The organism is Agromyces sp. Soil535 (assembly GCF_001428255.1).
GTDB lineage: Bacteria > Actinomycetota > Actinomycetes > Actinomycetales > Microbacteriaceae > Agromyces.
Window position 1 is genome coordinate 66935 of sequence record NZ_LMRW01000003.1, and the last position, 25989, is coordinate 92923.

Below are 25989 nucleotides of genomic sequence, written 5' to 3' on the forward strand. Positions count from 1 at the left end.
ACGGTGTTGCGATGCAGGTGCCGGATGGTCACTCGATGCGGGGTGAGATCCGGAAGGTGCGGGCCGATGTCTCGGCATCGCCCGCGCGAACGGTGAGCACTGCCTCCTCTCCGTTCCACTCGGTTTCCCATTGCTGGAGCGTGCGGGGGAAGACCGTCTCGACCACGACCTCGAGGCCGCGGAAGTCGGGAAGGTCGAGCCGGACCGGCCCGGGGCCACCTCGGTTCCAGACCGAGACGTATGCGGCCCCCTGGTCCGCGAGCCCCATCGACACGACCTGGCCGCCGTCAGGCAGCCCGGTCGGCCAGAAGGGGGTCGAACGGGCGATTGCGCCGCGGAGTCGCTTCGCGGCGTCGACCGCTTCTCGTACGAGCTCGCGCTGGCCGGAGGTCATCCGGTTGAGGTAGCCCGACAGGTAGTAGCGGCCGAGCAGGCCGGTGACGAGGCAGAACGCGACCTCCTCGTCGGTCATCTCCGGCTGCGGGTACGCCCAGCTCGCCGCCTGCTCGGGGAGCATCGAGATCGGCGCGGTCGCCGCGATCGGCGGGTACAGCCGGAAGTCCTGCTGGTCGGAGGTCGATTGCATCTGCAGCCGCGAGAGCATCGCGAAGTCCATCCGCATGGCACCCGAGGCGCAGTTCTCGAGGATGAGTTCGGGATGGCGCTCGTGCACCGAGTCGAGCCACGCGAGATGGGCGCGGTTGTGCTGGAGCAGGCCATGGCCCGGGCTGTGCGCGTCGACGTCGGTTCCCGAGCCGGGGTTCACGTTGTAGTCGAGCTTGAGGAATCCGATCCCGAACTCGTCGACGAGCCGATCGACCACGTCATTCAGGTGCTGAATCACCTTCGGGTGCCGCAGGTCGAGGTGGAACCGCTCGTGCTCCTCGACGCGTTGACCGGCGCGCTGCAGGAATGCATCGTCGGGGAGCTGGTCGACCAGCGGACTCCGCACGCCGACCACCTCGGGCTCGAGCCACAGGCCGGGCGTCATGCCGCGGCGGCGGATGTGCTCGATGACCTCGGCGAGCCCCGCGGGGAAGCGCACCGTGGACGGCAGCCACTCTCCGACGCTCCCCCACCACGACCCGCTGTCGTCGTACCAGCCGGCGTCGATGCAGAAGACCTCGGCTCCCACCTCGGCCGCCGCGTCGATGAGCGGCAGGAGTCGCTGCGTCGTCGGATCGCCGTTCAGCGTGTTCATGTAGTCGTTGAACACCACCGGCATCCGCTCGTTGTCGACGTGTGGACGCCGGGCGGCGCGCCGGTAGGCCGTGAGCTGGTCGAGCGCCGCGGCGAATGTGCCGGCGAAGGCGACCGTGACCGGGACGGTGGTGAACCGCTCCCCCGGCGCGAGTGCGAGGGTGAAGGCGTGGTCGCGATCGGTGGGGCCCGAGAGCGAGAACACGCCGCCGCTCAGGTTCTCGCCGATCTCCCAGCGCCAGCCGCCATTGTGCTCGATCTGCCAGAGCCAGGCGGCGCCGATCGACGTCGACTCGATGCCGGCCACGGGCAGGGCGCCGCCCGTCGACCAGGTGCCGTACGACGACGCCCCGATGCTGCTGCGCCGATCGTGTCCGGTGAGGTCCTCGCGGATGCCGACCAGCCCGGCCTCGCGGATGCCGCGCCGAGTCCAACGGCCCTCGCCGAGCCATTCGCCGGTGCCGCTCACGAGCTCCCACGATTCGAATCCATCACGGTCGACGCGTGGCTTCGCATCGGCGGATGTCGCGGCACCCTCGTCGGGGGTGCCACCGAATGCCGAGCTCCAGCTCGTGACCGACCGCAGTACCACCGTCGAGTCGCCGACGTTCACGACGTCGACCGACGCCCGGATGCAGCCGGAGCCGTTCGGCGACTCGAGCGTGATCGTCGCCTCGATACCGCGCACCGCATCGAGCTGCGTGACCCGGAGGTGGGACGCCTCGCTGTCGCGTTCCTCGACATGCGCCGCGTATCGGAGGGCGCGACCGATCTGGCTGTGGTCGAGTCGGTCGGATGCGGGCTCGTGACCCGCGCCGACGGCCACGATCTCCACGAGCGGCACCACGTCGGCCATGGCCACGCGGGCTCCCCGGGAGGAGATGCCACGGAGACCCACGGCGGAGGAATCGTCCCAAGCGATCTCGATCGCGAGGGAGTCGTCTCCCCAGTGCAGTGTCTTCATCGAAGCAGTTCCCCATCGTCGCGGAGGTGGTCGGGTTTCTCGCCGATCGAGCGGCGGTTCGATCAGTATGATATCGATTTCACGGATCCGCAAGCCGAAGTCTGAAATCGCTATCAAACGTCCTGACTGCTGTAATCACGGGCTTGTGAAGCGGTCGGAACGCACGGACCACCACCTATTGCGACTCGACCTGAAATCGGTATCATGATCACCGATCTGCACGGGTCCTGTGCCCTTCCCACGACGATGCGAGGTTCGGCGACCGCCCGACCTCTCTCGGTGGTGCCGGCGCGGCACTCGGTCGATCGTTCCGAGCTCGGCCGCGCCGCGGTCGGGCACGCCGCTCCGGCAATGACGACAGGAGAGCGATTCAATGAAGAATTCCCGCAGAAGGCTGACTGCCGCGGCAGCCGCAGCCGCCACAGCGCTGGTGGCTGGGGGCCTCGCCCCGCTGGCCGCCACCGCTGCAGTCGCAGAGGAAGGAACACAGGTGCTGGGCGTCGATTTCGCGCAACGCACGGGCGAGTTCCGCGGCGGCGCCACCGGAACCCTCTACGGGTTCGGCGATGACGACGCCCCGACACGCGCCCTCATCAATGGGGCCCACATCACGAACTCGTCGCAGAAGGCGCCGTACGGCACGCAGCATCCCAGCGGCGACGCGCTCAAGATCGAGGACGGGTTCTTCGACAAGCACGGCGAGCAGTTGTACATCTACATCCAGGACTACTACCCCGACTGGGCGTACAACGGCGGACAGCGCCCGGGTGACGCCCGCACGTACAACCAGGCCGACGGCTCGTACACGTCGGTGCCCAATGGCGTGTGGGACTACCTCGAGGTCGTCGAATTCGTCACCGAGGCGGTGGCCACGCAGTCGTCGCATCCCCAGGACTACGTCTTCATCCCGTTCAACGAGGCGGATGGCGGCAACTGGTACTGGGACTGGGGCGCACTGAAGGACACGTTCCTCGGCGACTGGAAGGCGACGGTCGACACGATCCGCGACGTCTATGCCCGCAATGGCCTGGATGCTCCGGTGATCGGCGGACCCGGCGACTCGCGCTGGCAGCCGCAGCGGTCGGCCGACTACCTCGACTATGCGCTCGCGCACGACGTGCTCCCCGACATCTTCATCTGGCACGAGCTCGGCATCGACAACCTGGCGACCTTCCGCTCGCACCTCGGGGAGTACCGCGCACTGGAGGCAGAACGCGGCATCGAGCCGCTGCCGATCAACATCACCGAGTACGGGATGCTCCGCGACATGGGAGTGCCCGGCCAGCTCATCCAGTGGTTCTCGATGTTCGAGGACGCCAAGGTCGACGCCCAGACGGCGTACTGGAACTACGCGGGCAACTTCTCCGACAACAGCGCGCGGACCAATGCCGCGAACGGCGGATGGTGGATGTTCAAGTGGTACGGCGACCTCGCCGGCAGCGAGACCGTCGCCGTCACTCCGCCTGCGCTCGACGTCGCCGACACCCTGCAGGGCATCGGGGCGATCGACGTGGAGAACTCGCGTGCGACCGTGCTGTACGGCGGCACCGACGACGACGTCCGCCTCGACATGAGCGGGCTCGACACCGAGACGTTCGGCGAGCGCGTCGACGTGGAGGTGCGTGAGATCACGCTCACCGGCGCGGAGGGCCTCGCCGGTACTCCGCGGGTGATCACCGCGCTCGACGGGGTCGCGCTCGACGCCGGCACGCTCGAACTCACCGTGCCGACGTACGACCGCTATGCCGCCTACCAGGTGATCATCACGCCCGAGCAGCACCGCGTGGTCGCTGCCGACGCCGTGTGGAGCACCAGCATCGAGGCGGAGGACACCGCGTTGACGGCGGCCATCGCCTACGACCAGAGCCCGACCGCGAACGGCGGTTGGAAGTTCCTCGCGTCGGGCGGCCGCGATGTCGGATCGTTCAACCAGCCGAGCTCGAAGGCGGACTGGACGGTCGACGTGCCGCGCGACGGCCGCTACCGCTTCCAGGTGATCGGGGGCGCTCCGGGCACGCCTGGCCGGCACGCCCTGTTCGTCGATGGCGCGCACGACCAGACGGTGCACTACACGGCGGATCTCGCACTCAACGCCACGAGCCGGTGGCAGTACCGCGGCAGCGCCGAGGTCATCGTCGAGCTCACCGCCGGCCAGCACGTGCTCTCGCTGCGGGCGAGCGAGGACGGCGTCAACCGGCTGCCCAACTCCGACATCACGCTCGACAAGTTCGTGCTCACCGACGTGACCGACGGAGAGCCGACGGTCTATCCCGCCAGCACGCTGCGGTATGTCGGCGGGGCAGGCGTGCGCTACGACGCTCCGGCGACGAGGGGCTTCGCGTCGCTCTCCGGCGACCAGCGCGCCGACGTCTACGCGAACGCGTGGGAGTCGGGCTACCACGATGTCGTGATCGACTACGCGACCGAGGGCGCCGCCACGATCGAGCTGTCGGTGAACGGGCGCTCGGTCGCCGAGCTCGCAGCGGAGGCATCCGGAACCTGGCGCTCGACGGCACGCCTGCACCTCTCGCAGGGCATCAACGAGATCGAGCTGCGCTCCCCGGATGGCGTGCTGTTGAAGCAGGTCACGACGATCCGCGCCGCGGACGGCGACGCGTCGGCCACGACGATCGAGGCAGAGAACGCGACGCTCGCGGGCGCCGCCGCCGTCTTCCAACTGAGTGCGGCAAGCGGCTCGAACGCGTCGGGCTCGGCCAAGGTCGGGTACCTCGGCAACGGCGCGGCCAACACGCTGCGAGTGGATCGCCAAGCGGCGTTCGCCGCGCCCGGCGAGTATGACATCGTGGTGCACTACGCCAACGCCGAGCTGTCGGGACGTCACGACTACAACCCGCAGGTCGTCGACCGCAGGCTGGTCGTGACCGAGACCGGTTCACCCGAGACGGCCGCGGTGAAGTACTTCCGCTACACGTACTCGTGGGACAGCTTCTGGGAGCGCACCATCCCGATGACGCTCACGACCGCCGACGGCGCGCTCACGTTCGGCAACCCCGACGCGTACGCGCCCGACGTGGACAAGATCACGATCGCGCCCGTGCTGCTCGGAACGCCGAGCACGATCGCGACCCCGCCGTCCGACGAGACGCTGACCGAGGAGAGCCGCGGCGGAGTCACGGTCGCCACGAGCGCGGCCGAGGGGTCGCAGCTGAAGATCGCGCTCCCCGTGGAATTCGCGGGCACGGATGCCGCGGCCTACCTGCTGCCCGGTGTCACGCGGATCGGAGCCGGAACGGTGGCGAAGAGCGGCAAGCTCACCGTCACGCTTCCGACCGGCGTGGTGGGCGACCATCAGCTCGCGGTCTACACGGCCGAAGGTGCGCTGATCGGCTGGGACGACCTCACCGTGACGCCGGCCAGGCGCCCGGGACGCGGCTGAGCCTGCTCGCACGAACGCCCGGTCCTCACAGCGAGGGCCGGGCGTTCGGCAGGAGCGGGCGGATGCCGCTTGCTGCGCTCTCGCCGGCGCTGGACGTTGACGATGATGCTTTGCACATGCAATACTTCTTTTGCACATGCAAGGAGACCTTGTGAATGAGTACACCGGGGACGAGATGGTGCGCATCATGGCCGCACTGTCCAACCCGCACCGGATGCGCGTGGTCGCCACGCTCGTGCGGGGCGCCACCTACGTCAGCCAGCTCGCTCGCGAGTTGGAGATCAGCAGGCCGCTGCTGCAGGTTCACCTCCGCCGCCTCGAGGCGGCAGGGCTGGTCACCTCACAGCTGCGAATCTCGGAAGAGGGTAAGGCAATGAAGTTCTATTCCATCGAACCGTTCGCTCTGCAACTGAGCCCGGAGTCGATCGCACGCGGCGCGAGCTCCCTCTCGTTGCCCGACACAGAGGAAGGGAGCGAGCGATGAACGACGGACTGCTGGTCTTCCTCGCCACCGCCGGCTTGCTGAGCATCATCTTCGTGGTGGTGATCTGGCAGCTCGCTGTCACCTGGCGCGCCAAGGCAGCGCTCGTCCGGGAGGGCGAGTATCGCCAACTCTCGGAACGCGCGGTCGCCACCCACGAGGAGACGCAACGCCGGCTCGACGGCATCGCGTCCCAGCTCGCGGAGGCTCGCGCGCAGCTGATCGCCATCGAGAAGACCCTCACCGTCATCGACTGACGGTGAGGCCCCGGGGTTGCCGAGCGGACACTCGACAACTCCGGGTGAAGATCGCCGCTACACGCCGCAAGGCGTGCTCTGAACACGACATGATCTCCATCGAAAGGATAGGCGCATCGTGCTGCCTGCAACCACGGCCCGCCTCGTAGTGTCGACGTTGATCGTCGCACTCGGCATCGCCGCCCCATCGAACGCGGTCGCCGCTGAGGACCACAGCGACTCCGCCTACACCACCGAAGACGTGTCGTTCGAGAACGACGGTCTCGCCCTGCACGGCACCGTGCTCGTTCCGTCGCCGCCGGGTTCTACCCCGACGGCGAAGCCGCCTTCGGCTGAGACGCGTCATCCCGCTGTCGTGATCGTGGCCGGATCGGGAGCTCGTGTGCGTTCCGACTACCTCGCCGAGGCCCGCGCATTCGCGGCATCCGGCGTCGTCACCCTCATCTACGACAAGCGCACGGTCGGCTACTCGCTCACGGAACGCTCATACGAACAGCTGGGCGAGGACGCGATCGCGGCGCTTCGGCTGTTGCGGGATCGCCCCGATGTCGACCCGGCGCGCGTCGGATTGTGGGGTCACAGCGAGGGCGGCTGGGTCGTGCCGACGGCCGCGGCATCGCATCCCGAGGTCGGATTCGTCATCCTCGCCGGAGCCAGTGCCCGCCCACCGGCAGAGGTGCAGACCTGGAGCACGTGCCGATATCTCGTGAACTCCGGTTTCCCCGAGCGACTGTGTGCGCCGGTCGGAGGCAACCTGACGCGCCTGATGGTCGCCGGCGGCCTGTTCCCGGAGGCCGCGTTCGACCCGCTTCCGGCCTTGGCGCAACTGCGCGTCCCCACGCTCGTGCTGCTCGCCGAGTTCGATCAGTCGACGGCCCCCGTCACGAGCGGGCACCTGTTCGCCGAGACGCTCAGCGGATCGCCACATGCGTCGGTGTGCGTGGTGCCTGGGGCCGACCACGAGTTCCACGCCAGCCCGAACGGCTTCGAGGCCGGGGAACACTACGCGGACGGCTACCTCCAGCTCGCGTCGACATGGGTGGGAGCTCTTGATGGTGCCGGTGGTGCCTCCTTCGACTGCCCATCCGCCGCCACCGCACAGCAGGTGGGCGTGCCCACTCGGCTCAGCCCGCTTGATTGGTTCGAATCCCTTGCCGTGCATGCCGTGGCCGGGTTCGTGCTGCTCGGGGCGTTTCTCTCTTATCCGGTTACGGCCCTGGTGCGACGGATGCGAGGGTCACGGCGATCGGGTCCGGCAGCCTGGCCCGCGCGTCTCCTCTCGGCCGCGGGTCTCGTCACGGTGCTCGGAACGGTGTGCCTGCTCGGCTACCTGATGGCGACCGGCGCAACCGATCCGATCGGGCCGGTGCTCCTCGACCGACCCGCGGTCTGGCTGCTTCTCCAGCTGCTCTCGCTGGTCGTCGTGGGCGCTGCGGTGTGGACGACGATCGCGTGGCGGCGAACTCGCGATCGGGTCACCGTGACCGCGCGAATCCGGTTGGGCATCGTCCTCGCCGGCGCGATCGTCTTCGTGCCGTGGGCGGCGTGGTGGGGTCTGTTCACGGCCTGAACGATGACGACCTCGCGGCCGCCACCCGGGTGCCCACGTTGACGCGGAGTCGGAACGGTCCTGCGACCCTGCGGCGCATCGGGGCAGGCCCGGATGTCGCTGCGCTTCGCCGACCCATACGCTCGGGCCGTGCATGCCTCGCAGAGCAGCAGCCACAGGAGCGGCGACGCCGTCAAGCTGACCATCTGGATCATCGTCGCTGCGGTCGCGCCCGTCGCCATCGTCATCGGTGGCATCGGAGGGACGCTGCGCTCCTTCGGCGGTGACGACCCGCAGCCGTTCATCGGGCTGGCGTTCCTCGGCGTCGCGATGAGCCTCGGCGCAGGCGTATCCGCCGTGGTGCTCGGCGGCCGCGTGTGGGCCGCCGTTCTCATCGCGTTTCCGGGTCTCAGCGTCTTCCTCGGGTACCTCGTCGGGCTTCCCGGGATCTCCCTGGCGGTCTTCGCAAGCCCGATCACCATCTGGATCGGGGTCGCCGCCGTGCTCAGGGCGATGGATCATCCGGCCGGAGACCCATCCGACGGGAGCAAAGCGATCGACGAGTGACGAATGCCCGGCCCTCGTGAAAGGACCGGGCATTTCTGTAGTTCCGGCAAGACCGGTTACACCGCCTGCGCCGACTCCACGGTCGTACGCGGCACCAGGTGGTCACCGAGCGCGCCGGTGACGAACAGGAGCGGCGATGTTGTCGTCGACCGGGCGCCCGACACTCCGGCACTCCGGCACTCCGGCACTCCGGCACTCCGGCACTCCGGCACTCCGGCACTCCGGCACTCCGGCACTCCGGCACTCCGGCACCAGCGAATGCCGCGTGATTGTGCCGCCGGCGGCGGCAGCGGTAAGAGCGTCACGCTGGCTATCGACCGAGAATTGAGTTCAACCAGTCCGGCCCGGCGACGACCACTCCGTCTGCGAGTCGCGCGCGCAGGCCCCGGTCCGCGGTGACCACCAGCACGCGCGCCCCCGCGTCGCCATAGCGCTGCGCAGCGGACACGATGGCGCTGTCGCCATCCTTCGGCGCACGGACCACGACCACGCCGGCCGGCGCGGTGATCGCCTTCGCCGCGCCTTCCACGACGGCCACGACCTGCTCGACGACGACGTTCTCAGCGTCGGGAGCTCGGACGGTCCGGCTCACAAGCCCGGGCATGAGCGCGAGGAGCTTGGTCGCCGCAGCTGCGCAGTCCTTCCACCAACCATCCGGGCGTGAGCCCATCACGTTGGCCACGTCGACCACGACGATCACCGGCGCACCCGATGACCCGTCGCCCGGCATCCGCGCGTCATCCATCGGCCCAGCGTAGCCAGACACGCCGAACACTCGGCCCTCGTGAAGAGGACCGGACGTCCGGCACCTCGGGACTTCGGCACTTCGGCACCAGCGGATGCCGCGGACTTACGTCACCCGGCGAGTGACGGTGCGAACGCATGCCACGCCCGGCGTCGTTCACTTCGCGGGTCCTCCTCGACGCGATCCGAGGAGTCGATCACGAGTGTCGATCGCGTCGGCTCGTCGTACCGCGGCCACGCCGGGCTCGGAGCTCCGGTCTCCGCGAAGCGCAGCCAGTGCTGCCGCATCCGCTCGCCCGCCGCCGCATACAGCTCATAGCCGCCCAGGGAGATGATGACGCGGGCCATCGGCAGATCGGTCCGGTCGAACAGTGCGAACATCTCCACGCCGTGCGTCGCGTCGAGGCCGACCAGCTTGAGCAGGCGTGTTGCGAAATCGAACCGGTACGACCAGACCGGCGCGTACCGCGAACAGGTGTCGGCCACGCGCGTACTCGGATACCAGAAGCCGTAGTCACCGCCGAAGTCCGCGGCGGGCCGTCTTGCCGGCAGCTCGGGGTACGCGGCGCGCATGGCCCGCCGCGAGTCGCCGGGTGCCTCAGCGAAGAGGTCGTCGATGCGTTTCGCGCTCCGCGGCAGGATGTCGACGCGACCGCGGAAGATCGTGCCCTCCCGATCGTTCGTGCCGATGATGAGCGGCACGCGGTGCGCGCGACCTTCGCGGAAGGCCACGAACGGTCGCTCGGGCACGAGGTCGCCGTCGACGACGGGCGCGAAGCAGAACGCTCCGGCGTAGGCGTCGGGCGTACGCACCTGGAGTGCGACGGACGCGATGACGAGGTCGTCCGCGCTTGCGTCGGTCAGCAACTGCTGCGGCGTCGGCGGGGCGGTGACGCGTGGCGCAACATCGTGCGCTGCATCCTCGCGCGCCGCATCCTCGCGCGCCGGAGCCTCGCGCGCCGCATCCTCGCGCGCCGGAGCCTCGCGCGCCGGAGCCTCGCGCGCCGCGTTCCGCTCCGCCCGCTCGCGCACGACATCTCGCAGGATCGCGACGTACTCCGCCGCCCACCTCGCCGTCAGGTAGGGCGAGTAGACCGCGTCGGGCGGCGGGCTCTGAGCGATGGCCCCGGCGAAGAGCCCGCGCGCGGACGGCGTCGCCATGAGGGTCGTGACCGCGTTGCCGCCCGCCGACTCGCCGAACACCGTGACGCGCTCGGCATCGCCGCCGAAAGCGGCGATGTTCGCCCGCACCCATCCGAGCAACGCGACCTGGTCACGCAGCCCGAGGTTGCTCTCGAACCGGCGCGGGCCGGAACTGTACCGCGTGAAGTCGAGGTAGCCGAGCGCGCCGAGGCGGTAGTTGAAGCTCACGTACACGATGCGCCCGCTGCGCACGAACCCCTCGCCCTGACCCGAGAAGTCACTCGACGAGCCCGCGCTGTATCCCCCGCCGTGAATGAACACCATCACCGGTAAGGGCGACCCACCCGCGTCGCGGGCGGGAGCATGCACGTTCACGCTCAGGCAGTCCTCGTCGGCGGTGACGACACTCGTTGCCGGCCGCACCAGACGATTGGAGTACGCCTGCGGTGCGATCGCGCCGAACACCGACGCGTCACGGACTCCCCGCCACGGCAGCACCGGCGCCGGCGCCCTGAACCGCCGCTCTCCGATGGGCGGGGCCGCGTACGGCATGCCCCGCCACGCGAGCATCCCGCCCTCGCGCAGCCCGCGCACGACGCCCCCCGTGATGCGGACCTCGAGTCGGTCGTCCGTTCCAGGGTGTGCGGTCATACCTGCACGCAGCCCATTGCCCCATTCAATCCCTGCGGCGTCCGCGGCGCCAGAGGGCGCGACATGAGCGGGTGCCGGCGTCGGATGCCGCGGGCCTGCGCCGCGGCATCCGCCCGACGCCTCCGATGTCAGGCGTCGGCGAGGAAATGGAACAGGTCGTGGTCCTGCCATTCGCCGGCGATCTTCAGGTACCTCGGCGCCATGCCGAAGCGGACGAACCCGGCCCGAGCGAGCACGCGCTGCGACCGCAGGTTGTGCCGCAATGTCGCGGCCTGCACTCGGCGGAGGCCCAGCTCATCGAACGCGAGCGCGGTGACAGACCGGAGCGCAGCGGTCGCATAGCCGCGGCCATTCGCCTCCGGGGCGACCCAGTACCCGGTGCTGCACGATTGGAGCGACCCACGCACGATGCTCTGCAGCGTGATCCCGCCGACGACGTCGCCTGCCTCATCGAGGATCACCTGTGGAAGCGCCTCGCCTCGCTCGTGGCGCTCGAGCGCCAGCCGGATGGCCTCGAGCTGTCCCTCTCGGGTGAAGTACGAGGAGGGCCGCTCGGGTTCGAACGGCGCGAAGAACCCCTGGTTGTTCCCCTTCAGGCGCGCGAGCCGTGGTGCGTCATCGAGCCGGATGAGTCGAATGCTGGCGGGCATCGACCCAGCTTCGCATATGCCGGGTCGTTCGTTCAGGGCTGTCTCCCGGAGGGATGACGCGAGGCCAGCCGCGACACGCTGCGCCGCTTCAGTCCCTCCGGCGCCGTTTCCTCGGCCGGTATGCCTCCTTGATGACGCTTTCGGCATACCAGCGATATGAGTCACGCCCGTCGGGCAATTCGACAGAGTCGTCGCCGTAGACCTCGTAGGCGATGTGGACGAGATCGTCGGGTTCCGTGATGCCGAGATGTCTGACGAGAATGCCGAGGTCGGCGAAGTCCTTGTCCCTCGCTGCTGACAACTTCATCGCGACGAGCTCGCGTGGGGTCGCGATTGCGACGGCGACGTGGTCGTCGGACGGTGCCGCGTCTACTCGAAGCCAGCTCCGGCCGGCGGCATTCAGCCAGGTCGACGGAAGTCCGAGGTCCGCAGCCATCTCGGCGACGACATCCTCCACTTCGGCGCGCGGCTCGATGAGTGCGTCGATGTCTCGGGTCACGCGCACATCCGGGTCGTCGGGAAACCGCAATAACATGGCCGCACCACCGGCGACCCGGATGGTACCGCGGACTCCTCGCTCGTTGAGTCGTCGAGCGAGCTCATCGAGGAGTTCACGGACTGACTGGGCGTCGAGATCGCGTCTCATCTGGTCGAGAGCGAGTTCGCGTCGAGGTAGATGTTCAACTCACGCAGCCGCTCAGGGGTGGACGTCTTGGCCTTCTCGCGGAGAGGAGGGAATCGGGAGACATACCACCTCCGGTTCAGCTTGGCCGGCCTCGCCCACTCCGGCCGGCGCTCGTGGGGGATGGCCTCGCCGTAGACCGCTCGGAACAGCTGCTCCCAACGAGCGTCCTTGATCTGCGACGGCCGCGTACGCAGGTCTGCGTCGGTGAGCTTGTCAGGCTCCTCCTTCAGCACCGAGGCGGCGTGGCTGATCAGCCGCAGTGCGTAGCTTCCGTCACGCTCGTCGAGTGCCTGGTTGACCTTGTCGGTCACCGCCGCCGGTGTGTAGTCGGCGTACGGAGAGTCGGGGCTCGCGCCGATGCTGAGCCGCCGCCCCATCGCATCGAGCGCACGCTCGAGTGTCTCGAGCTTTATGCGCCCCTCTCGTTCCGACCGCTCCATCTGCGAGATCGCACCGATCGTGACGCCGAGTCGCTCAGCGAGGTCGGCGCCGGTCAGCCCGAGTTCGTCTCGGGCTGTGCGGATCAGGTCGGACATGCGTCAATTATAGCTCTACCTATATTCAACGCAAGTGCGCGCGCACCCATGGAGGCACGACAAAGCCGGCCCCTCGTGATGAGGTACTTCGGCACTTCGGCCTTCGGCACGTCTATGACGACCTCCTTGACAATATTACTGAGTTAACTCATAATTGAGTGCACTCGGGTTATCGAGTAGGACGAGACAGATCGTCACCAACTGACACCACAAGGAGAACCATCATGAGCATCACCGAAACCTCGAACGAGCCCGTCATCACGTCGTATGCGAAGGCGCCTGCCCGCACGATCAATGCCGGCGGCGTCACCTACGCCTACCGCGAGCTGGGACCGAAGGGCGGCATCCCCGTCGTCTTCTTCGTCCACCTCGCCGCCACCCTGGACAACTGGGACCCCCGCATCGTCGACCCCATCGCCAAGGACCACCACGTCATCACCTTCGACAACCGCGGCGTCGGCGCCTCCACCGGTGAGGTTCCCGACAGCGTCGAGGCGATGGCCGACCACGCCGTCACCTTCATCAAGGCCCTCGGGTACGACAAGGTCGACATCTTCTCGTTCTCGCTGGGCGGCATGGTCGCGCAGGCCCTCGTGGTCAAGCACCCCGACCTCGTGCGCAAGCTCGTCCTCACCGGGACCGGCCCCGCCGGCGGCAAGGACATCGACAAGGTCGCCGGAACCACCTACTACGACATGCTGCGGGCGACCCTGACCCGGTCGGACCCGAAGGAGTTCCTGTTCTTCAACCGCGACACCACCGGCAAGCGCGCCGGGAAGGCGTTCGTCGAGCGACTCGAGGAGCGCACCGTCGACCGTGACGCGCCGATCAAGGTGAAGGCGTTCCAGACGCAGCTGAAGGCGATCAAGAAGTGGGGACGCTCGACGCCCGCAGACCTGTCGAAGATCACCCAGCCCACCCTGATCGCCAACGGCGACAACGACCGCATGGTGCCCTCGGTCCTCTCCGAAGACCTCCACCGCCGCATCAAGGGGTCCGAGCTGACCATCTACCCCAACTCCGGCCACGGCGGCATCTTCCAGTTCCACGACGAGTTCGCCCCCGTCGCCGTCGAGTTCCTCGCCCGCCCGCAGGCGTGACACCCCACCCATCCGACACCGATCTACCCACTGGAGCAACAGACCATGACCGAGCAGAGCACCATCCACTACGAACGCACCTCACCACAGGTCGCGAAGATCACCTTCGCCAACCCGCCCGTGAACCTCATCGTCGGCGAGACCGTCCTCCGTCTCACCGAGATCGTCGACGAGTTGGCGACCGATCCCGACATCCAGGTCGTCGTGTTCGACAGCGGCGTGCCGGACTTCTTCTACAACCATTTCGACCTCGCCGCAGCCGCCGAATTCCCCGCCCCCGAAGGCGAAGGAGCAGTGCCGGTGTGGACCGATCTGGTCCTGAAGCTCTCCAAGGCCCCCTACATCACCATCGCCGCGATTCGGGGTCGCACGCGTGGGGGCGGGAACGAGCTCGCGCTCGCGTTCGACTTGCGCTACGCCAGCAGTGAGAAGGCGATCTTCGGGCAGCCCGAGGTCGGCGGTGGTCTGCTGCCCGGTGGTGGCGGCACCGAGCGGCTTCCGCGCACCATCGGTCGTGACCGGGCACTGGAGGTCATCCTCACCAGCGCCGATTACGACGCATCCACCGCCGAACGCTGGGGCTGGGTCACCCGCGCCCTGCCCGACGCCGAGCTGGACGCGTTCGTAGACTCCATCGTCGCTCGGCTGGCGTCCTTCGATGGCACCTCCCTGGCGTCGGCCAAGGCGATGATCAACCGGGCCACGCTGCCGCCGGACGCGGACCTCGTCGCCGCCTACGGTGAGTTCGCGCACTCCCTCACCCTCCCCGGATTCCTCACTCGCGCCGCAGGCACCCAGACCCTCGCAGAGCAGGCCGGCATCGACCTGGAGTACCGCCTCGGGGAGTACATCGGCATGGCCAACCAGCAACGCTGACACCAGCCACCAAGGGCTGGGGCCGCGCAATGCTGCGGCCCCGGCATCCGAAATCACCTGAAGGACAAGCAATGACGAACACGAATCCGCACGCGAAGAAGGCTTTCGCGTCATCGATCCTGCTGTGGATGCGCACCGATCAGCCGCGCCAGCAAGGAATGAACCACTGGAAGGGCCCCCACTCGAAGATCATCTCGGCAACCCCGGGGTTCGACGAGTACCGGCAGATCCACCTCGCCGCAACCAATCCCGGGCTGTGGCCCGCCATCCACGGTGTCGAGACGGCCATTCCCGTAGATCGCAAGATCGACGGGGTCGCCGAGGTCACGTTCGCCTCCGCGCTCTCGCCGTTGCGAGGCCGGAAACAGACCAGGCTCGCGTACAGAGACGAAGTGAACGTGTTCCGGCGCACCCTGCTCTACGCCGGGCCGCCGAGCTCGGCCCGCTGGTACGACGTCGCCCGGCCCGGCGAGAGAACGAGGGCTCGAGCCCTGATCTACCTCAGGAGACGAGAAGGCGTCGGCACCCGACCGTTCCGGAAGTACGTCACCGACGAGCTCGTGCCCGCTCTCGCGAACACGGGCGTGATGACAGAGCTGCGAACCCAGGTGTTCATGCCCTGGAACGAGAAGCTCTGGGACACGCCTGATGTCGCGCACGACAACCCCACCGGCCAGCGGCTCCACGCCTCGTTGATCCTCGGCTTCGCAGACGCATCCGCGCGAGCGGCGTTCTTCGAGAGCGAGGAGATCACGACGCTATCGGAGCGGTTGTCAGTGTTCGCTTCCGCAGTCCACGCATACGAGGTGTCCGAAGCATTGACCTATGTGAAGGAAGGCGAAGTCCTCCCGCACTATGCTCATAACTGAGCACAGTCAGATCCGATACCAGGAGGACACCGTCATGCCACTGGCCACCCCACCGGTCGGACGGCGCGAGCGGAACAAGCAGGTCAAGCTCGAACGCATCACCGCCGCCGCACGAGAACTCTTCACCGAGCACGGCGTCGACGACGTCACCACGCAGCAGATCGCTGAGAAGGCCGACATCGGCACCGGTACCCTGTTCCTGTACGCCAAGACCAAGGGCGAACTGCTCCTGCTCGTGCAGAACTCCGGCTACGCCGACGCCCTCGAGGAGGGAAAGGCGGCCGCCGAGAGCATCCCCGACGCGCTCGACGCGGTGATGGCGATCATCCGTCCGGTCGTGGAGTGCAACCGCATCCAGATCGACAACGGCCGCACCTACCTGCGAGAGCTCGTCTTCGGCGACCCCGAAGAGCCGCACCACCACGACGCCCTCACGCTGACCATCCAGACCGAGGAAGCGATCGCCGCCGTGTTGCGACGCGACGACCGCACCGGCCCCCCTGACGCCGCCGCGCTCGCGCACATCGTCTCCGCGATCATGTTCCTCAGCATGGCGGCCACGGCGAACATCGCCCGCACCGTCGAGGACATCCTGCGGGAGATCAGGGACCAGGTCCGCGTTCTCCTGCCACGCTGATCGCCGCACTGTCCACTCGACAGCACGAACGCCCGGTCCTCGTGATGAGGGCCGGACGTTCGGTGTCCGGAGTCTGCGGCATTTCGGTACTTCGGCACTTCGGCACCGGATGCGGCGGGCGGACGGCAGGGCCGGGAATGGAGTCAGCCTGATCCCGGCCGTGTGGCCTGGTTCATTCCGACGCGGGTCCCCACGCGAACCCGTCGGGATCGATGAACGACCCCGCGTTGCCGTTGATCTGGATCCGATGCGACCCAGTGCCCTCGGGAGCGACGCCGGCGTCTTTGGCGAGTGCGCGGTGCTTGTAGAGCCCCAAGCCCACTGGGCTCGACGGCGTGGCGAAGTCGACGTAGCTGCCGAAGCTCTTGTCGACGGCGAGTCCGCGGTCGACATAGAACCGCTTGCTCGCGGACACGTCCTCCGCACCGAGCAGAACGACGATCCGGTCGATCTCCCGGGTGGCCGGACCGGTGTCCTTCTTCGCCGACGTGGCGACCTTCCAGATCGCCCCGTCGGGGGCCTGGACGACGCAGCCGACACCCCAGAGGGATTTCTCGACCGGCTTCAGCACCGTTGCCCCGGCGGCGACGGCGGAGTCGAAGAGCGCGCTGACGGTGGACGGCTGCGACACGATGAGTGACACGGTGAACCCGCGGAAGCCGCTGGTCGGGGCATCCGCTGCCCGCGTGCGAACCAAGGTGCCCAGCCCGAAGGCGTCGGCGTAGAAACGTGCGGCGGCCTCGGGATCGGCAACCTCGAGCGTGATGGAGGCGATGGAAGTGAGAGTGATGGAGTCGGTGGAGTTCATGTCTACGACGCTATTCACGCCCGTCGGCGCGTGCTTCTCGAATCCTGCTCGATCTCGAACCAGGCTGGGCCGTCTTCGCGGCCCTAACCGTCGAGCGCTGTGTCGTCCGCGCGAAACCCGCCACTCACTTCGCTCCACCAGACCGCGAGCTTCGGATGTCTCAGCTCCGACGTGTCCTCGTCGAACGGTTCGCCGGCCGGCTCCGCATCGGTGAGTTGGACATCGTCGTCGGCATTGACGTCGATGCCACGATCCTCGAGCACATCGTCTGCGGCATACTCGAGCAGTTCGTTCTCGAGCTCATCGGTGTCGAGATACGGAACCAGCTTCTCAGGATCCGCGAGGGCGAGGTCGACGATCGCCGCACCCTTGCCGATAAGCCAGCAGCGGAAGTAGTGGAAGGCGTCGTCGCCCATTCCGCCGGACGCCGCGTACCCGGCATCCCAGAGCGACCACTGGTTGAGCCGCACGAGTTGGCGGCGGAACTCGGTTGAGAATGCCGCGACCTGATCGTCGGGCAGTTCGGCCAGAACTTCGCGCAGGTCGTCTGCGTCGGCGCTCGGCGATTCGGGTGAGGTGCTGGGACGCGCTGCATCGATTAGGGCGTAGAAGTCGGTCTCGGTCACCTGTTCGAGCGTACGGACCTCTAGTGAAGTTTCGGTGTCACGATCCCGTCTCAATCGGTCGATTCGGCCCGGCCGTCGAACGAGATCCTGAGCGTGGTCGCGGCCGCACCGGGCGGAGCGGATGCCTCGCGCATGCCGCGATCCTCTCGCGCTGCCGCGCTAGTGCGGGCATGCTGAACCCATGAATGAGCGTGAGGAATTCCTGACCTGGGTGTACACCTCGCTCGTGGAGGCCGAACGAGCCCAATTCGACGGCGACGACGGCCCGAGACGGGCGATCTGGTCGCGCGAGGAGCCCGTGAGCGTGCTCGGCGCGTGGCGTAACGCGACGAGCCGCGACGAACTCGTGGAGGCGTTCGAGGTGCTCGCCTCGAGCTTCTCGGACTGCACCGGCTACTCGTTCGAGCTGATCTCGTTCGACGTGAACGGCGACATGGCGTACACCGTAGGCTATGAGCGGATCTCGGCCTCGATGGACGGCAAGCCGCGCACCTTCACGCTGCGCGCCACCCAGGTCTACCGTCGCGAGGGCGGCGAGTGGCGGGTCGTCCATCGGCACGCCGACGCGATCGGGTAGGCGACCTCAACGCCGTCTCCGGTTCGGCCGGTACGCCAGTCGAAGGGCTACCCCAGTGGCACGTACGGCAGCACCACCGGTGACCCGGCGCGCCAGTCGAGCACCGTCGACTGCGTCGCGCCGTCGGGCACGAGCACGTCGATGGTGTTCGGGTCGCGGGTGTCGGTGTCGCGAGCGTCGTTCTGGTCGGTCCAGACGCCCGCGCCGCCGCCGAAGCGGTACTCCTTGATCCAGCCCATGCCGATGTCCGGGCTCGTGTTCCAGAAGTCGAAGTCGTACACGGGCCGGATGCCGCCGGTGCCCTCGCCGTTCGGATCCGCGTGCGACATCAGGGCGACCTGGTACGTCGCGCCCGCGAGGTCGACCCCGTCGAACACGGCCTTCGGCACGGACATCGCGATCTGGTGCGTGGCCGGCAGCACGAGCAGGGTGGCGTTCGCGAGCACGGCGTCCGTCCCATCGCGCACGGTCGGCTGGATGAAGCCGGATCCGCCGACGACGAACGCGTACGGGTGCGCGAGGTTCGCGTTGGTGCCGGGCCGGGCCGCGACGGCGGCGCCTGCAGCATCCGTGCTCACGTAGATGTCCACCCGCTGCACCGACATCTGGTTGCCGCCCCAGGGGTTGCCGATCTCGCCCGCGAGCGTCGTCACGAAGTTGATCGAGACGCCGTCGTCGTAGACGCCCAGCTGCGTGAGGTCGAACGCTCCCGGGTTGAAGACGCTGTTCGTCGGGTACACGTAGTCGCCTGGGCCGTTGTCGTCGCCCGACGGGTCGTCCACCGTGCCGACCGCCGTGCCGAAGTTCGTCGACGTGACCGGCACCTGAACAGCCGTCGTGCCGCCGTCGGCGCCCACCGCCACCACGGTGATGGTGTTGGCGCCCAGCACGACCGGCACCTCGGCGGCGAAGGCGCCCCCGATGACGGATGCCTCGACGGCGTGCCCTCCGGCCGCCACCCAGACGGATGCCGCGTCGGTCGAGCCCGCAACCGTGACGGTCGGCTCCGTGGTGACGGCGCCGGCGACCGGCTCCGTGACCGTGAGGCTCGGCCCTGCGGGAAGCGCGCCGTCCGCATACCGGTCCGCGACGATGGAGGGCGTCGCGACCGGCCGGCCCGCGTCGATCGAGTGCGCGAGCCGCACGAACGCGGCCATCGACCAGGCCAGCGGCGTCGCCGAGCCGGTGCCCTCGCCCAGCACGAAGCCCGCGGCATCCGGCTGGTCCCATACCTGCTCGGGGATCATGTACCCGGCATTGGCGGTGGCCGCGAGCGTGTCGAGGAACGTGGTGGCAGGGCGGCCGTTCGCGAGCTCGTACTCGCCCCGCTCACCTGACAGGAGCGGCCAGAGGCGGCCGACGCCCGTGCCGTCGTAGGGCGACCCGTCGGCCTTCTCGCCGTAGCCGTCGTGGTTGTAGCGGTACCAGAGCGCACCGTTCGGCGTGTCGACCTTGATCGTCGCATCGACCTCGGGGAGCGATTCGATGATCGCCGCATCCGCGGCCGGCTTGACGCCGAGGCGCACCAGGTCGATGAACCCGGCATCCACGATCGAGCGCTCGTCGTAGGCGCCGCCGCCGTTGTTGATGTCGAGCGTGTGCCCGTCGTTCGGATCGCCGTTGTCGTCGATGCGCTCGTAGTACTGCCCGTCGCCGAGCGGGCCGGTGGTGGTGAACGTCCAGTCCTGCACCTTGCGCTGCCAGTCGTCTGCGACGCCCGTGTAGATCGCGGCCGACGCCGTGTCGCCGTTCGACGCGGCGATCGACGCGGCGGCCGTGAGTCCGGCGATCTCGGCGGCGATGGTGCTGGGCGAGTAGCCGCCCTCCTCCTCCCAGCGCTCCTGCGGGGTCGACGGGCCGTGGCCGACGAGGAAGTCGGCGGCCGTCTTCACGTGCTCGGCGTAGGTCGTGGCATCCGTTCGCCCGAGCGCCCAGGCCAGCACGATCGGGAACGCGACCTCGTCGAGCTGCAGGCCGCCCCAGTACGGCGTGCCGTCGAGCAGCGAGTTCTGCGGGAACGACCCGTCGCTCTTCTGCTGCACGTCGAAGAGGTAGTCGAGGGAGCGGTTCGCGGCATCCGAATCGCCGAGGGCGATCTGCGCGGTCGAGACCTGGTAGAGGTCGCGCGCCCACACGAGGTGGTAACCGCCGACGCCGGCTTCGTTCGCGTTCTGCGCCTGGCCCCACGGGATCGTGAGCGACGCGATGTTCGCGCCCCGGTAGGTCTTGTCCTCGTGCGCCTTCAGCGTCATCGCAGCGACCTGGTACTGGGTGGTGAGTGCATCATCGCCCGCCACGCTCGCCGGGGCCGCGCTCACGCTGTCGATGTAGTCGTGCCAGCCGTCGGCGTACGCCTCGGCGGCCGCGTCCGCGCCGTGCCCGGCCGTGCCGAGGCTCGCGGTCGCGGTCTTGCCTGCGGCGTCGGCGGATGCCCCGAACCCGAGCACGAGGGTCGCCGAGGCGTCCTTCGCCGGGCCGGTGAGCTTCAGCTCGGCGGTCTGCACCACGTTGCCGTCGAGCGCCTGCGCGTAGTGGTGGTCGAGGCGATGATCGCCGGCGAGGTCGGTCCAACCGTCGCTGACGCCGGCGAACCCGTTGGAGGTCGCCACGAAGTCCTTGTCAGCGACGAGGGCGCTGGCGATGGGCTCGGCGCCGGTGCCCGGGTCGCCGGCGAGGTCCTCTGCGACGAGCGCGCCGCGCCAGAACCGGGCCGAATCGTGCCGGCCGCTGTTCGCCAGCGATGGGTCGTACTGGGCGAACACCCGGTACGTGCCGCCGTCGAGCGAGCGGACCGAGACGTCGATGATCACGCTCGAGCGGGCGGGATCGGTGAACGTGGTCTTGACGACCTGGTACCGGCCGTCCTTGTCGGTGTTCACCTGGGTGTACACGAGTGCCCGCGGGTCGGCGAGGCTCACCTCGTGGGTCGTGTCGCGCGACTCGAGGTCGGTGAACGTGGAGCCATCGGTGACGATGAACTCGAGGCTGCGGCTGTTCGCCACGTCGACCCGCGGGTAGTAGACCTCGGCCAGCGTGCCCTCCGAGAGGGTGTACCACACCTTGGAGTCCGTGGTCGTGGAGGTGCCGACCCCCTGCTTGGCTCCCGTGGTCCACGTCGCCTGGGCGCCAGGTGCCCCCGGAGCCTGCGACGGCTCCGGCGCGGCGCTCGCGGCTGCGGCTCCACCGAAGAGCGCGGCGCTCACGAGCGCCGTCACGGCGACGGATGCCGCCGCTCGGCGCCTGCGCCCCCGACCACTCCCCCGACCCGTCGGTCCTGATCCCGGAACTGCCGACCACCCTGTCGAACGCATCGCCACTCCTCATCGAGTCCGCTTTGACTCCGTCAGCATAGGCGCGTGCCGGAGGCGACCGCCAGAGCATCGGCGTCCTCGGGGCTCAAGGCACTGGCGCCACGGCGACCGAATGCGGCGGGCTACAGCTGCCCGGGCCGGTCGCCGGTTTCGTACTGGAAGCCCGCACGGCCGCGAACGAACGCCCGGCCTCTCGTGATGGGCGGGCGTTCGACTGTTCTGTTGTGACGGGTCCGGTACTTCGGTACTTCGGTACTTCGGTACCAACGGATGCGGCGGAACGATGCCGCGGCGGGCAGCCGTGATGGTAGCGGTGTCATGCCGGCATCCTCGTCGGCTTCGAGCGCGTGCGAGTCAGAACCGGGCAGGGAAGGTGAGCAGCACGATGAACCCGCCCACGGCGATGAGGGCGGCCAGGCCGAGCATGATCCACGCCGCGAGGTGATGGATGTCGCGCTGGGCCATCGCGGTCAGGAAGAGCACGAGCGCGAACAGCACCGTCAGCAGCGAGTAGTTGTCGCCCCGCTCGGTGTCCTCGAGCGCCTCCGCGAAGCGCGCCTCGGCGTAGGCCGCGCGTTCCGCGCTCTCCTCGGTGCCCGGCGGCACGTACTCGGCCATCGCGAACGGGCCGGGCTCGGCCTCCCCGTCGGCCTGCCAGGCGTCGAAGGCGAGGGTGAAGTGCGGCGTGAAGCGATCCTCGATCTCGTCGGCGAGCGCGCTTTCGCCTTGAGCGTTGGCGGTCACCCATTCGGCATAGATGATCAGGTCGACCACACGGGCCTCACGTGCCTGGTTGTCCGCATCGCTCGCCTCGACCCGGGCAGCGGATGCCTCGGCGAACGCGATCGCCCGCTCACCGCTCCACTTGGAGGCCTGGAAGCCGCACCAGGCGGTGAGGATGGCGGTTACCGAGAGCATCGCCACCGCGACGATCTCGATGAACGGCCGGTGCCGCCAACGGGACACCGGCGCGGGCGCCTCGGCTGTCGGCGCGGCACGGGTCGAGTCGGGCGACTCCTCACTCATGAGTACCCCCCTCGTCGCGAGTCGACACGGTTTGAACACCATGGCACAGCCCGCCACATCCCTGCCACCGTCGGCCGCACACGCCCAACCGTCGCCGCATTGCCGAAACGGCAATCGCGCGTGCGATTCGTGGATCGGGTCCGTACGCTCATGGAGCAGCGGAAGGATGCACCCTGATGAGTCGACACGAACACGAGCCCACCGAAGCCGAGGCGGCAGCGATGTTCGAGCCGGCGAGCTGGGAGGAGCGGTACTCCGGCGAGCAGCAGGTGTGGAGCGGGAATCCGAATCCGCAGCTCGTCGCCGAGGTTTCGGCGCTGACCCCGGGCACTGCGCTCGACGTCGGCTGCGGTGAGGGCGGCGACGTGATCTGGCTGGCCCAACGGGGATGGACGGTGACCGGTGCCGACTTCTCGGCCAACGGGCTCGCCCGCGCTGCGCGGCATGCCGAGGAGGCCAGGGTCGCCGACCGTACAAACTGGTGGCAGGTCGACGCCCGCACCTTCGATGCCCACGGCCGGTCGTACGATCTCGTCACCACGCACTTCCTGCATCCGCCCGACGGAGGGATGGTCGAGGTGACTCGCCGGCTGGCGCAGGCCGTAGCCCTCGGCGGGCACCTCCTGGTGGTAGGGCATGCGCCTTCGGGGGTGTTCACGCACCTCCCGACGAGTCATCGCAACGCGATGTTCCTCGCCGAAGAGCTGCTGCCCGCCCTGCCCGACGACTTCGAGGCGCTCGTGGTCGAGCAGCGGCCGCGAACGATGGTCCGCGACGGCGCGGTGGTCGATGTGCACGACTCCACGCTGCTCGCCCGCCGGGCGCAGTGAACAAAGGGGATGACCCGGTCCTCCGGGGACCCCGTCCTACTCGACGCTGGGGGCGTCCACTTCTCGATCCGAGCCCGATGATGCCGGCCTCAGCATGTCCGTGCGCGGCGGCTCCGTTCTCGAGCGTCGGGATTCGTGCACGTCGGGATAGCGCTCCGCCACCTTCCTCACGGCGAAGTCGGCGGCGAGCGCGAGCAGTTCCCGGTGATGGTCGTCCTCGACATCTCCTTCGTCGAGCTCGAGTTCCACTTCGTCGAGCAGGTGACCGTTCCGCCGAATGCTGGCGATCGCCGACCGCCCGTCGAGCACGGTGACCTGCAGGAGCCAGGGAGCAGCGTTGAAGAGCGCCTGGAACAGCCATGCGACGGCGGAGGCGAGCCCGCTTCCGGTGCGGTCGGCGATGGTGATGAAGTCGCCGAGGTCGGACGCGTTGATGCCCTCGAGCCGAATACGCGAGTGCGTGAGGTTCAGCTTGCGCACCTGCACCAAGGTGTCGATGGCCCACGCCTCGTTCCGAGCACCGTCCGGTGCGATCGCCTTCGCATCGACTCGCGGACGCGTGGCAAGGCCCGGGCCCAGCGTCCCGACCGCACCGTACGCGAGGGGTGTCGACACCGCGAGCCACACGATGAGGCTGTCGGCGGCGGCCGCGGTCACGATGACGGTCACGATCGGAGTCACGGCGAGGAGCGTCCATCCGACGACTCGCAAGGTCTGCCCCGTTCGGCGCGTCGCCCTAATATCGCGGACACCCGGGAGCAGCGCGACGAGTCGTGCCGCGACTGCGATCGAAAGCCACGCGACGAGGATGGCGAACAAGGCGTTCCCCACCGGAGCGAGGACCTCCGTCACGAACGTGTCCCATCCGATGCCGATGTTCGTCGTCCAGTCGCTGAGCCGGCGACCATCGTTAGAGTCGACGGGGGCGCAGCCGCCGAGCACCATGGCAGCAGCAGCGACGCCGACCGCCGTCCCAAGCGCCCGTCGCTGTCGTGCCGATCCCGCGTTCGAATACATCATCTCGAGCCTGCCGGGACGAGCGTGCCCGGGTGGAGTGGGGATCGCCACGGGGTCAGCACTGAGATTCGCGCACGATGAAGGCCCGGCCCTCCGAGTGGGAGGGCCGGGCCTACGGGGTCTCGAGACGCGCCGCCTTCGGCGTCGCTCCTCGACACGCACAGCGGGGTTAGGCCGCGGCGGCCAGCTCCACGGTCGCCCGCGGCACGGGCACCACGACGAACGCGCCGTCGGCGGCATCCACCTTCACGCCCTCGCCGTCGCCGAGCGCACCGCTCACGAACAGGTCGCTGATGCGGTCGTCGATCTCGCGCTGGATGACGCGGCGCAGCGGGCGGGCACCGTACTCGGGCTCGTAGCCGAGCTCCGCGAGGAGCACCACCGCGGCATCCGTCACCTCGAAAGTGACCTCGCGAGCGGCGAGCCGCGTCGCGGTCGCGCCGAGCATAAGGCGCACGATCTGCGACAGCTCCGAAGCGCCGAGCTTCTGGAACAGCACGATCTCGTCGATGCGGTTCAGGAACTCGGGCCGCATGGCCTCGCGCGCCGTACGCGCGGCGCCCTTGCCGGTCGCCGGACTCGGGCGAATACTCAAGAGATGCGTTCTCTCGGGGCTTCACGGCCCGATCGTCGCCGGGCCACGGCGTTCGTGCTCGCCCTCGCGGCATGTGCCGCGGGCCTGTCGGGGTGCGTGTTCATTCCGCCGGTGCTCGACGCAGGCGCGCACGAAGACGCCCGCAGCGAGGTGGCCGACGTGGCTCGCAGCCTGTACGGCGCCGGCACCGCGACCACGATCGAGGACTACGCCCGGGATGCCGACGAGGCGCTGGCTCGCAACGCCTACGTGCACCTCATCGGCTACGAAGCGTACGCCAACTCGCGAGACGACGGCGCCATCGGTCGGCTGCAGTTCCGCGCGATCATGCCGCGCTCGGTCTACGACGACTATGTGGCCTGCTTCTGGTCGGAGTTCGACGGAATGGGCGTCGCCGCCTCCCCCATCAGCGTGGACGCCGCCGTCGCTCACGACTTCCCCTGCCCGCCCGACGCGCAGAACATCGAACCGCCAGTCGACACCAGTCCGGTGTTCGTGGTGCCCGAGGGCACCGAGGCTGTGGTGATCGACGTGCTCAGCGCCGCTCCAGCGGACGTGACGGCCAACGACATCGTCGCTGAGGTCACCGAGCGGATGCCGCAACCGACGGGCCCGTACCAAGTGGCGTACGTGCCCGCGGCGATCGTCGTCGACGGCGACATCGGCTTCGCGATCGGTCAGGGTGGCGACTGCCTGCTCGTGAAACGCACCGACGCCGGCGTCGAGGTCGTGCACGCCCCGTCGATCCTGCTGGAGCCCGGTGAGCTCGGCTGCCGGCCGGACACTGCGCTGCGTCCGCCGGAAGACCTGCAAGCGCCGCACTGAGGCCGAGCGCAGGTCGGCGCGGCATCAGGGCCTGAAGACGGCCCTGGCGCGCCTCCTCGACTCACCGA

Annotated in this window: 25 protein-coding genes and 1 pseudogene; 12 read left to right on the plus strand and 14 right to left on the minus strand. The window is 68.7% G+C overall.

Annotation, left to right across the window (positions count from 1 at the left end; translation table 11 throughout):
• Positions 1-28: 28 nt before the first annotated feature.
• Positions 29-2164, minus strand: a complete 2136-nt coding sequence (locus tag ASG80_RS04560) for an alpha-galactosidase (protein WP_056728988.1) — start codon at positions 2162-2164, stop codon at positions 29-31.
• Positions 2165-2537: 373 nt separating this feature from the next.
• On the opposite strand from ASG80_RS04560, the gene ASG80_RS04565 reads away from it, so the two are divergent.
• The 5 genes from ASG80_RS04565 (at position 2538) to ASG80_RS04585 (ending at position 8415) form a co-directional block, all read left to right on the plus strand.
• Positions 2538-5561 carry a hypothetical protein gene (locus tag ASG80_RS04565; RefSeq protein ID WP_200952493.1) on the plus strand — a complete coding sequence of 1008 codons (3024 nt, stop codon included), beginning with the start codon at positions 2538-2540 and terminating at the stop codon, positions 5559-5561.
• A gap of 151 nt (positions 5562-5712) precedes the next feature.
• Positions 5713-6045 carry a metalloregulator ArsR/SmtB family transcription factor gene (locus ASG80_RS04570; RefSeq protein WP_200952494.1) on the plus strand — a complete coding sequence of 111 codons (333 nt, stop codon included), beginning with the start codon at positions 5713-5715 and terminating at the stop codon, positions 6043-6045.
• Positions 6042-6299: a hypothetical protein gene (locus ASG80_RS04575; protein WP_056728991.1), complete on the plus strand. Its 258-nt coding sequence runs from the start codon at positions 6042-6044 to the stop codon at positions 6297-6299. The genes ASG80_RS04570 and ASG80_RS04575 overlap by 4 nt, the downstream gene beginning before the upstream one ends.
• A gap of 118 nt (positions 6300-6417) precedes the next feature.
• Positions 6418-7869 (plus strand): S9 family peptidase, encoded by a 1452-nt coding sequence (locus ASG80_RS04580; protein WP_056728994.1) that lies wholly within the window; start codon positions 6418-6420, stop codon positions 7867-7869.
• A gap of 129 nt (positions 7870-7998) precedes the next feature.
• Complete coding sequence (locus ASG80_RS04585; protein WP_156401648.1) at positions 7999-8415, plus strand: hypothetical protein; 417 nt, start codon at positions 7999-8001, stop codon at positions 8413-8415.
• A gap of 310 nt (positions 8416-8725) precedes the next feature.
• Here ASG80_RS04585 and ASG80_RS04590 read toward each other — a convergent pair whose 3' ends face one another.
• The 7 genes and pseudogenes from ASG80_RS04590 to ASG80_RS04610 form a co-directional block, all read right to left on the minus strand.
• Positions 8726-9160 (minus strand): hypothetical protein, encoded by a 435-nt coding sequence (locus ASG80_RS04590; protein ID WP_235508167.1) that lies wholly within the window; start codon positions 9158-9160, stop codon positions 8726-8728.
• 110 nt (positions 9161-9270) lie between these two features.
• A complete protein-coding gene (locus ASG80_RS24850; RefSeq protein WP_369816221.1) occupies positions 9271-10026 on the minus strand; it encodes a carboxylesterase family protein in 756 nt (251 codons plus the stop codon).
• The gene (locus ASG80_RS24855; RefSeq protein ID WP_369816222.1) at positions 10020-10196 is read right to left on the minus strand and encodes a pentapeptide repeat-containing protein; all 177 of its coding nucleotides are present in this window, start codon (positions 10194-10196) and stop codon (positions 10020-10022) included. Before ASG80_RS24855 ends, ASG80_RS24850 begins: the two co-directional genes overlap by 7 nt.
• Positions 10197-10266: 70 nt before the next feature.
• Positions 10267-11124, minus strand: a pseudogene (locus ASG80_RS24860) (carboxylesterase family protein); the annotation flags it as partial.
• Positions 11082-11603, minus strand: coding sequence for a GNAT family N-acetyltransferase (locus ASG80_RS04600; protein WP_056729001.1), 522 nt, complete (start codon positions 11601-11603; stop codon positions 11082-11084). The gene ASG80_RS04600 and the pseudogene ASG80_RS24860, both read right to left, overlap by 43 nt.
• A gap of 88 nt (positions 11604-11691) precedes the next feature.
• Complete coding sequence (locus ASG80_RS24085; RefSeq protein ID WP_056729002.1) at positions 11692-12249, minus strand: DUF6036 family nucleotidyltransferase; 558 nt, start codon at positions 12247-12249, stop codon at positions 11692-11694.
• Positions 12246-12824 carry a helix-turn-helix domain-containing protein gene (locus ASG80_RS04610; RefSeq protein ID WP_056729003.1) on the minus strand — a complete coding sequence of 193 codons (579 nt, stop codon included), beginning with the start codon at positions 12822-12824 and terminating at the stop codon, positions 12246-12248. The genes ASG80_RS24085 and ASG80_RS04610 overlap by 4 nt, the downstream gene beginning before the upstream one ends.
• A gap of 224 nt (positions 12825-13048) precedes the next feature.
• Here ASG80_RS04610 and ASG80_RS04615 point away from each other — a divergent pair, with 224 nt between their 5' ends.
• From ASG80_RS04615 to ASG80_RS04630, 4 genes are all read left to right on the plus strand, one after another.
• Complete coding sequence (locus ASG80_RS04615) at positions 13049-13924, plus strand: alpha/beta fold hydrolase (protein WP_056729004.1); 876 nt, start codon at positions 13049-13051, stop codon at positions 13922-13924.
• A 45-nt stretch (positions 13925-13969) separates the two neighbouring features.
• Positions 13970-14800, plus strand: coding sequence for an enoyl-CoA hydratase/isomerase family protein (locus ASG80_RS04620; RefSeq protein ID WP_056729005.1), 831 nt, complete (start codon positions 13970-13972; stop codon positions 14798-14800).
• Positions 14801-14871: 71 nt separating this feature from the next.
• On the plus strand, positions 14872-15669 hold the full coding sequence (locus ASG80_RS04625; protein WP_056729006.1) for a hypothetical protein: 798 nt from the start codon (positions 14872-14874) through the stop codon (positions 15667-15669).
• A 34-nt stretch (positions 15670-15703) separates the two neighbouring features.
• Positions 15704-16306 (plus strand): TetR/AcrR family transcriptional regulator, encoded by a 603-nt coding sequence (locus ASG80_RS04630; RefSeq protein WP_056729007.1) that lies wholly within the window; start codon positions 15704-15706, stop codon positions 16304-16306.
• 172 nt (positions 16307-16478) lie between these two features.
• Here the strand turns inward: ASG80_RS04630 and ASG80_RS04635 are convergent, their stop codons facing one another.
• Together ASG80_RS04635 and ASG80_RS04640 are read right to left on the minus strand one after the other, a co-directional pair.
• Positions 16479-17114, minus strand: coding sequence for a VOC family protein (locus ASG80_RS04635; protein WP_056729008.1), 636 nt, complete (start codon positions 17112-17114; stop codon positions 16479-16481).
• An 83-nt stretch (positions 17115-17197) separates the two neighbouring features.
• The gene (locus ASG80_RS04640) at positions 17198-17740 is read right to left on the minus strand and encodes a DUF4240 domain-containing protein (RefSeq protein WP_056729009.1); all 543 of its coding nucleotides are present in this window, start codon (positions 17738-17740) and stop codon (positions 17198-17200) included.
• Between the two features lie 181 nt (positions 17741-17921).
• On the opposite strand from ASG80_RS04640, the gene ASG80_RS04645 reads away from it, so the two are divergent.
• Positions 17922-18317, plus strand: a complete 396-nt coding sequence (locus ASG80_RS04645; RefSeq protein WP_056729010.1) for a nuclear transport factor 2 family protein — start codon at positions 17922-17924, stop codon at positions 18315-18317.
• Between the two features lie 47 nt (positions 18318-18364).
• Here the strand turns inward: ASG80_RS04645 and ASG80_RS04650 are convergent, their stop codons facing one another.
• Both ASG80_RS04650 and ASG80_RS04655 read right to left on the minus strand, forming a co-directional pair.
• On the minus strand, positions 18365-21520 hold the full coding sequence (locus tag ASG80_RS04650; RefSeq protein ID WP_200952495.1) for a glucan 1,4-alpha-glucosidase: 3156 nt from the start codon (positions 21518-21520) through the stop codon (positions 18365-18367).
• Positions 21521-21982: 462 nt separating this feature from the next.
• Positions 21983-22654 (minus strand): hypothetical protein, encoded by a 672-nt coding sequence (locus ASG80_RS04655; RefSeq protein ID WP_235508168.1) that lies wholly within the window; start codon positions 22652-22654, stop codon positions 21983-21985.
• A gap of 176 nt (positions 22655-22830) precedes the next feature.
• Here ASG80_RS04655 and ASG80_RS04660 point away from each other — a divergent pair, with 176 nt between their 5' ends.
• A complete protein-coding gene (locus ASG80_RS04660) occupies positions 22831-23484 on the plus strand; it encodes a bifunctional 2-polyprenyl-6-hydroxyphenol methylase/3-demethylubiquinol 3-O-methyltransferase UbiG (RefSeq protein ID WP_056729011.1) in 654 nt (217 codons plus the stop codon).
• A 36-nt stretch (positions 23485-23520) separates the two neighbouring features.
• Here the strand turns inward: ASG80_RS04660 and ASG80_RS04665 are convergent, their stop codons facing one another.
• The gene (locus tag ASG80_RS04665; protein ID WP_235508169.1) at positions 23521-24501 is read right to left on the minus strand and encodes a hypothetical protein; all 981 of its coding nucleotides are present in this window, start codon (positions 24499-24501) and stop codon (positions 23521-23523) included.
• A gap of 169 nt (positions 24502-24670) precedes the next feature.
• Entirely contained in the window at positions 24671-25096 is a 426-nt protein-coding gene (locus ASG80_RS04670; protein WP_369816213.1) for a hypothetical protein, read from the minus strand.
• Between the two features lie 3 nt (positions 25097-25099).
• Here ASG80_RS04670 and ASG80_RS04675 point away from each other — a divergent pair, with 3 nt between their 5' ends.
• Positions 25100-25921: a hypothetical protein gene (locus ASG80_RS04675; RefSeq protein ID WP_156401650.1), complete on the plus strand. Its 822-nt coding sequence runs from the start codon at positions 25100-25102 to the stop codon at positions 25919-25921.
• Positions 25922-25989: the final 68 nt, after the last annotated feature.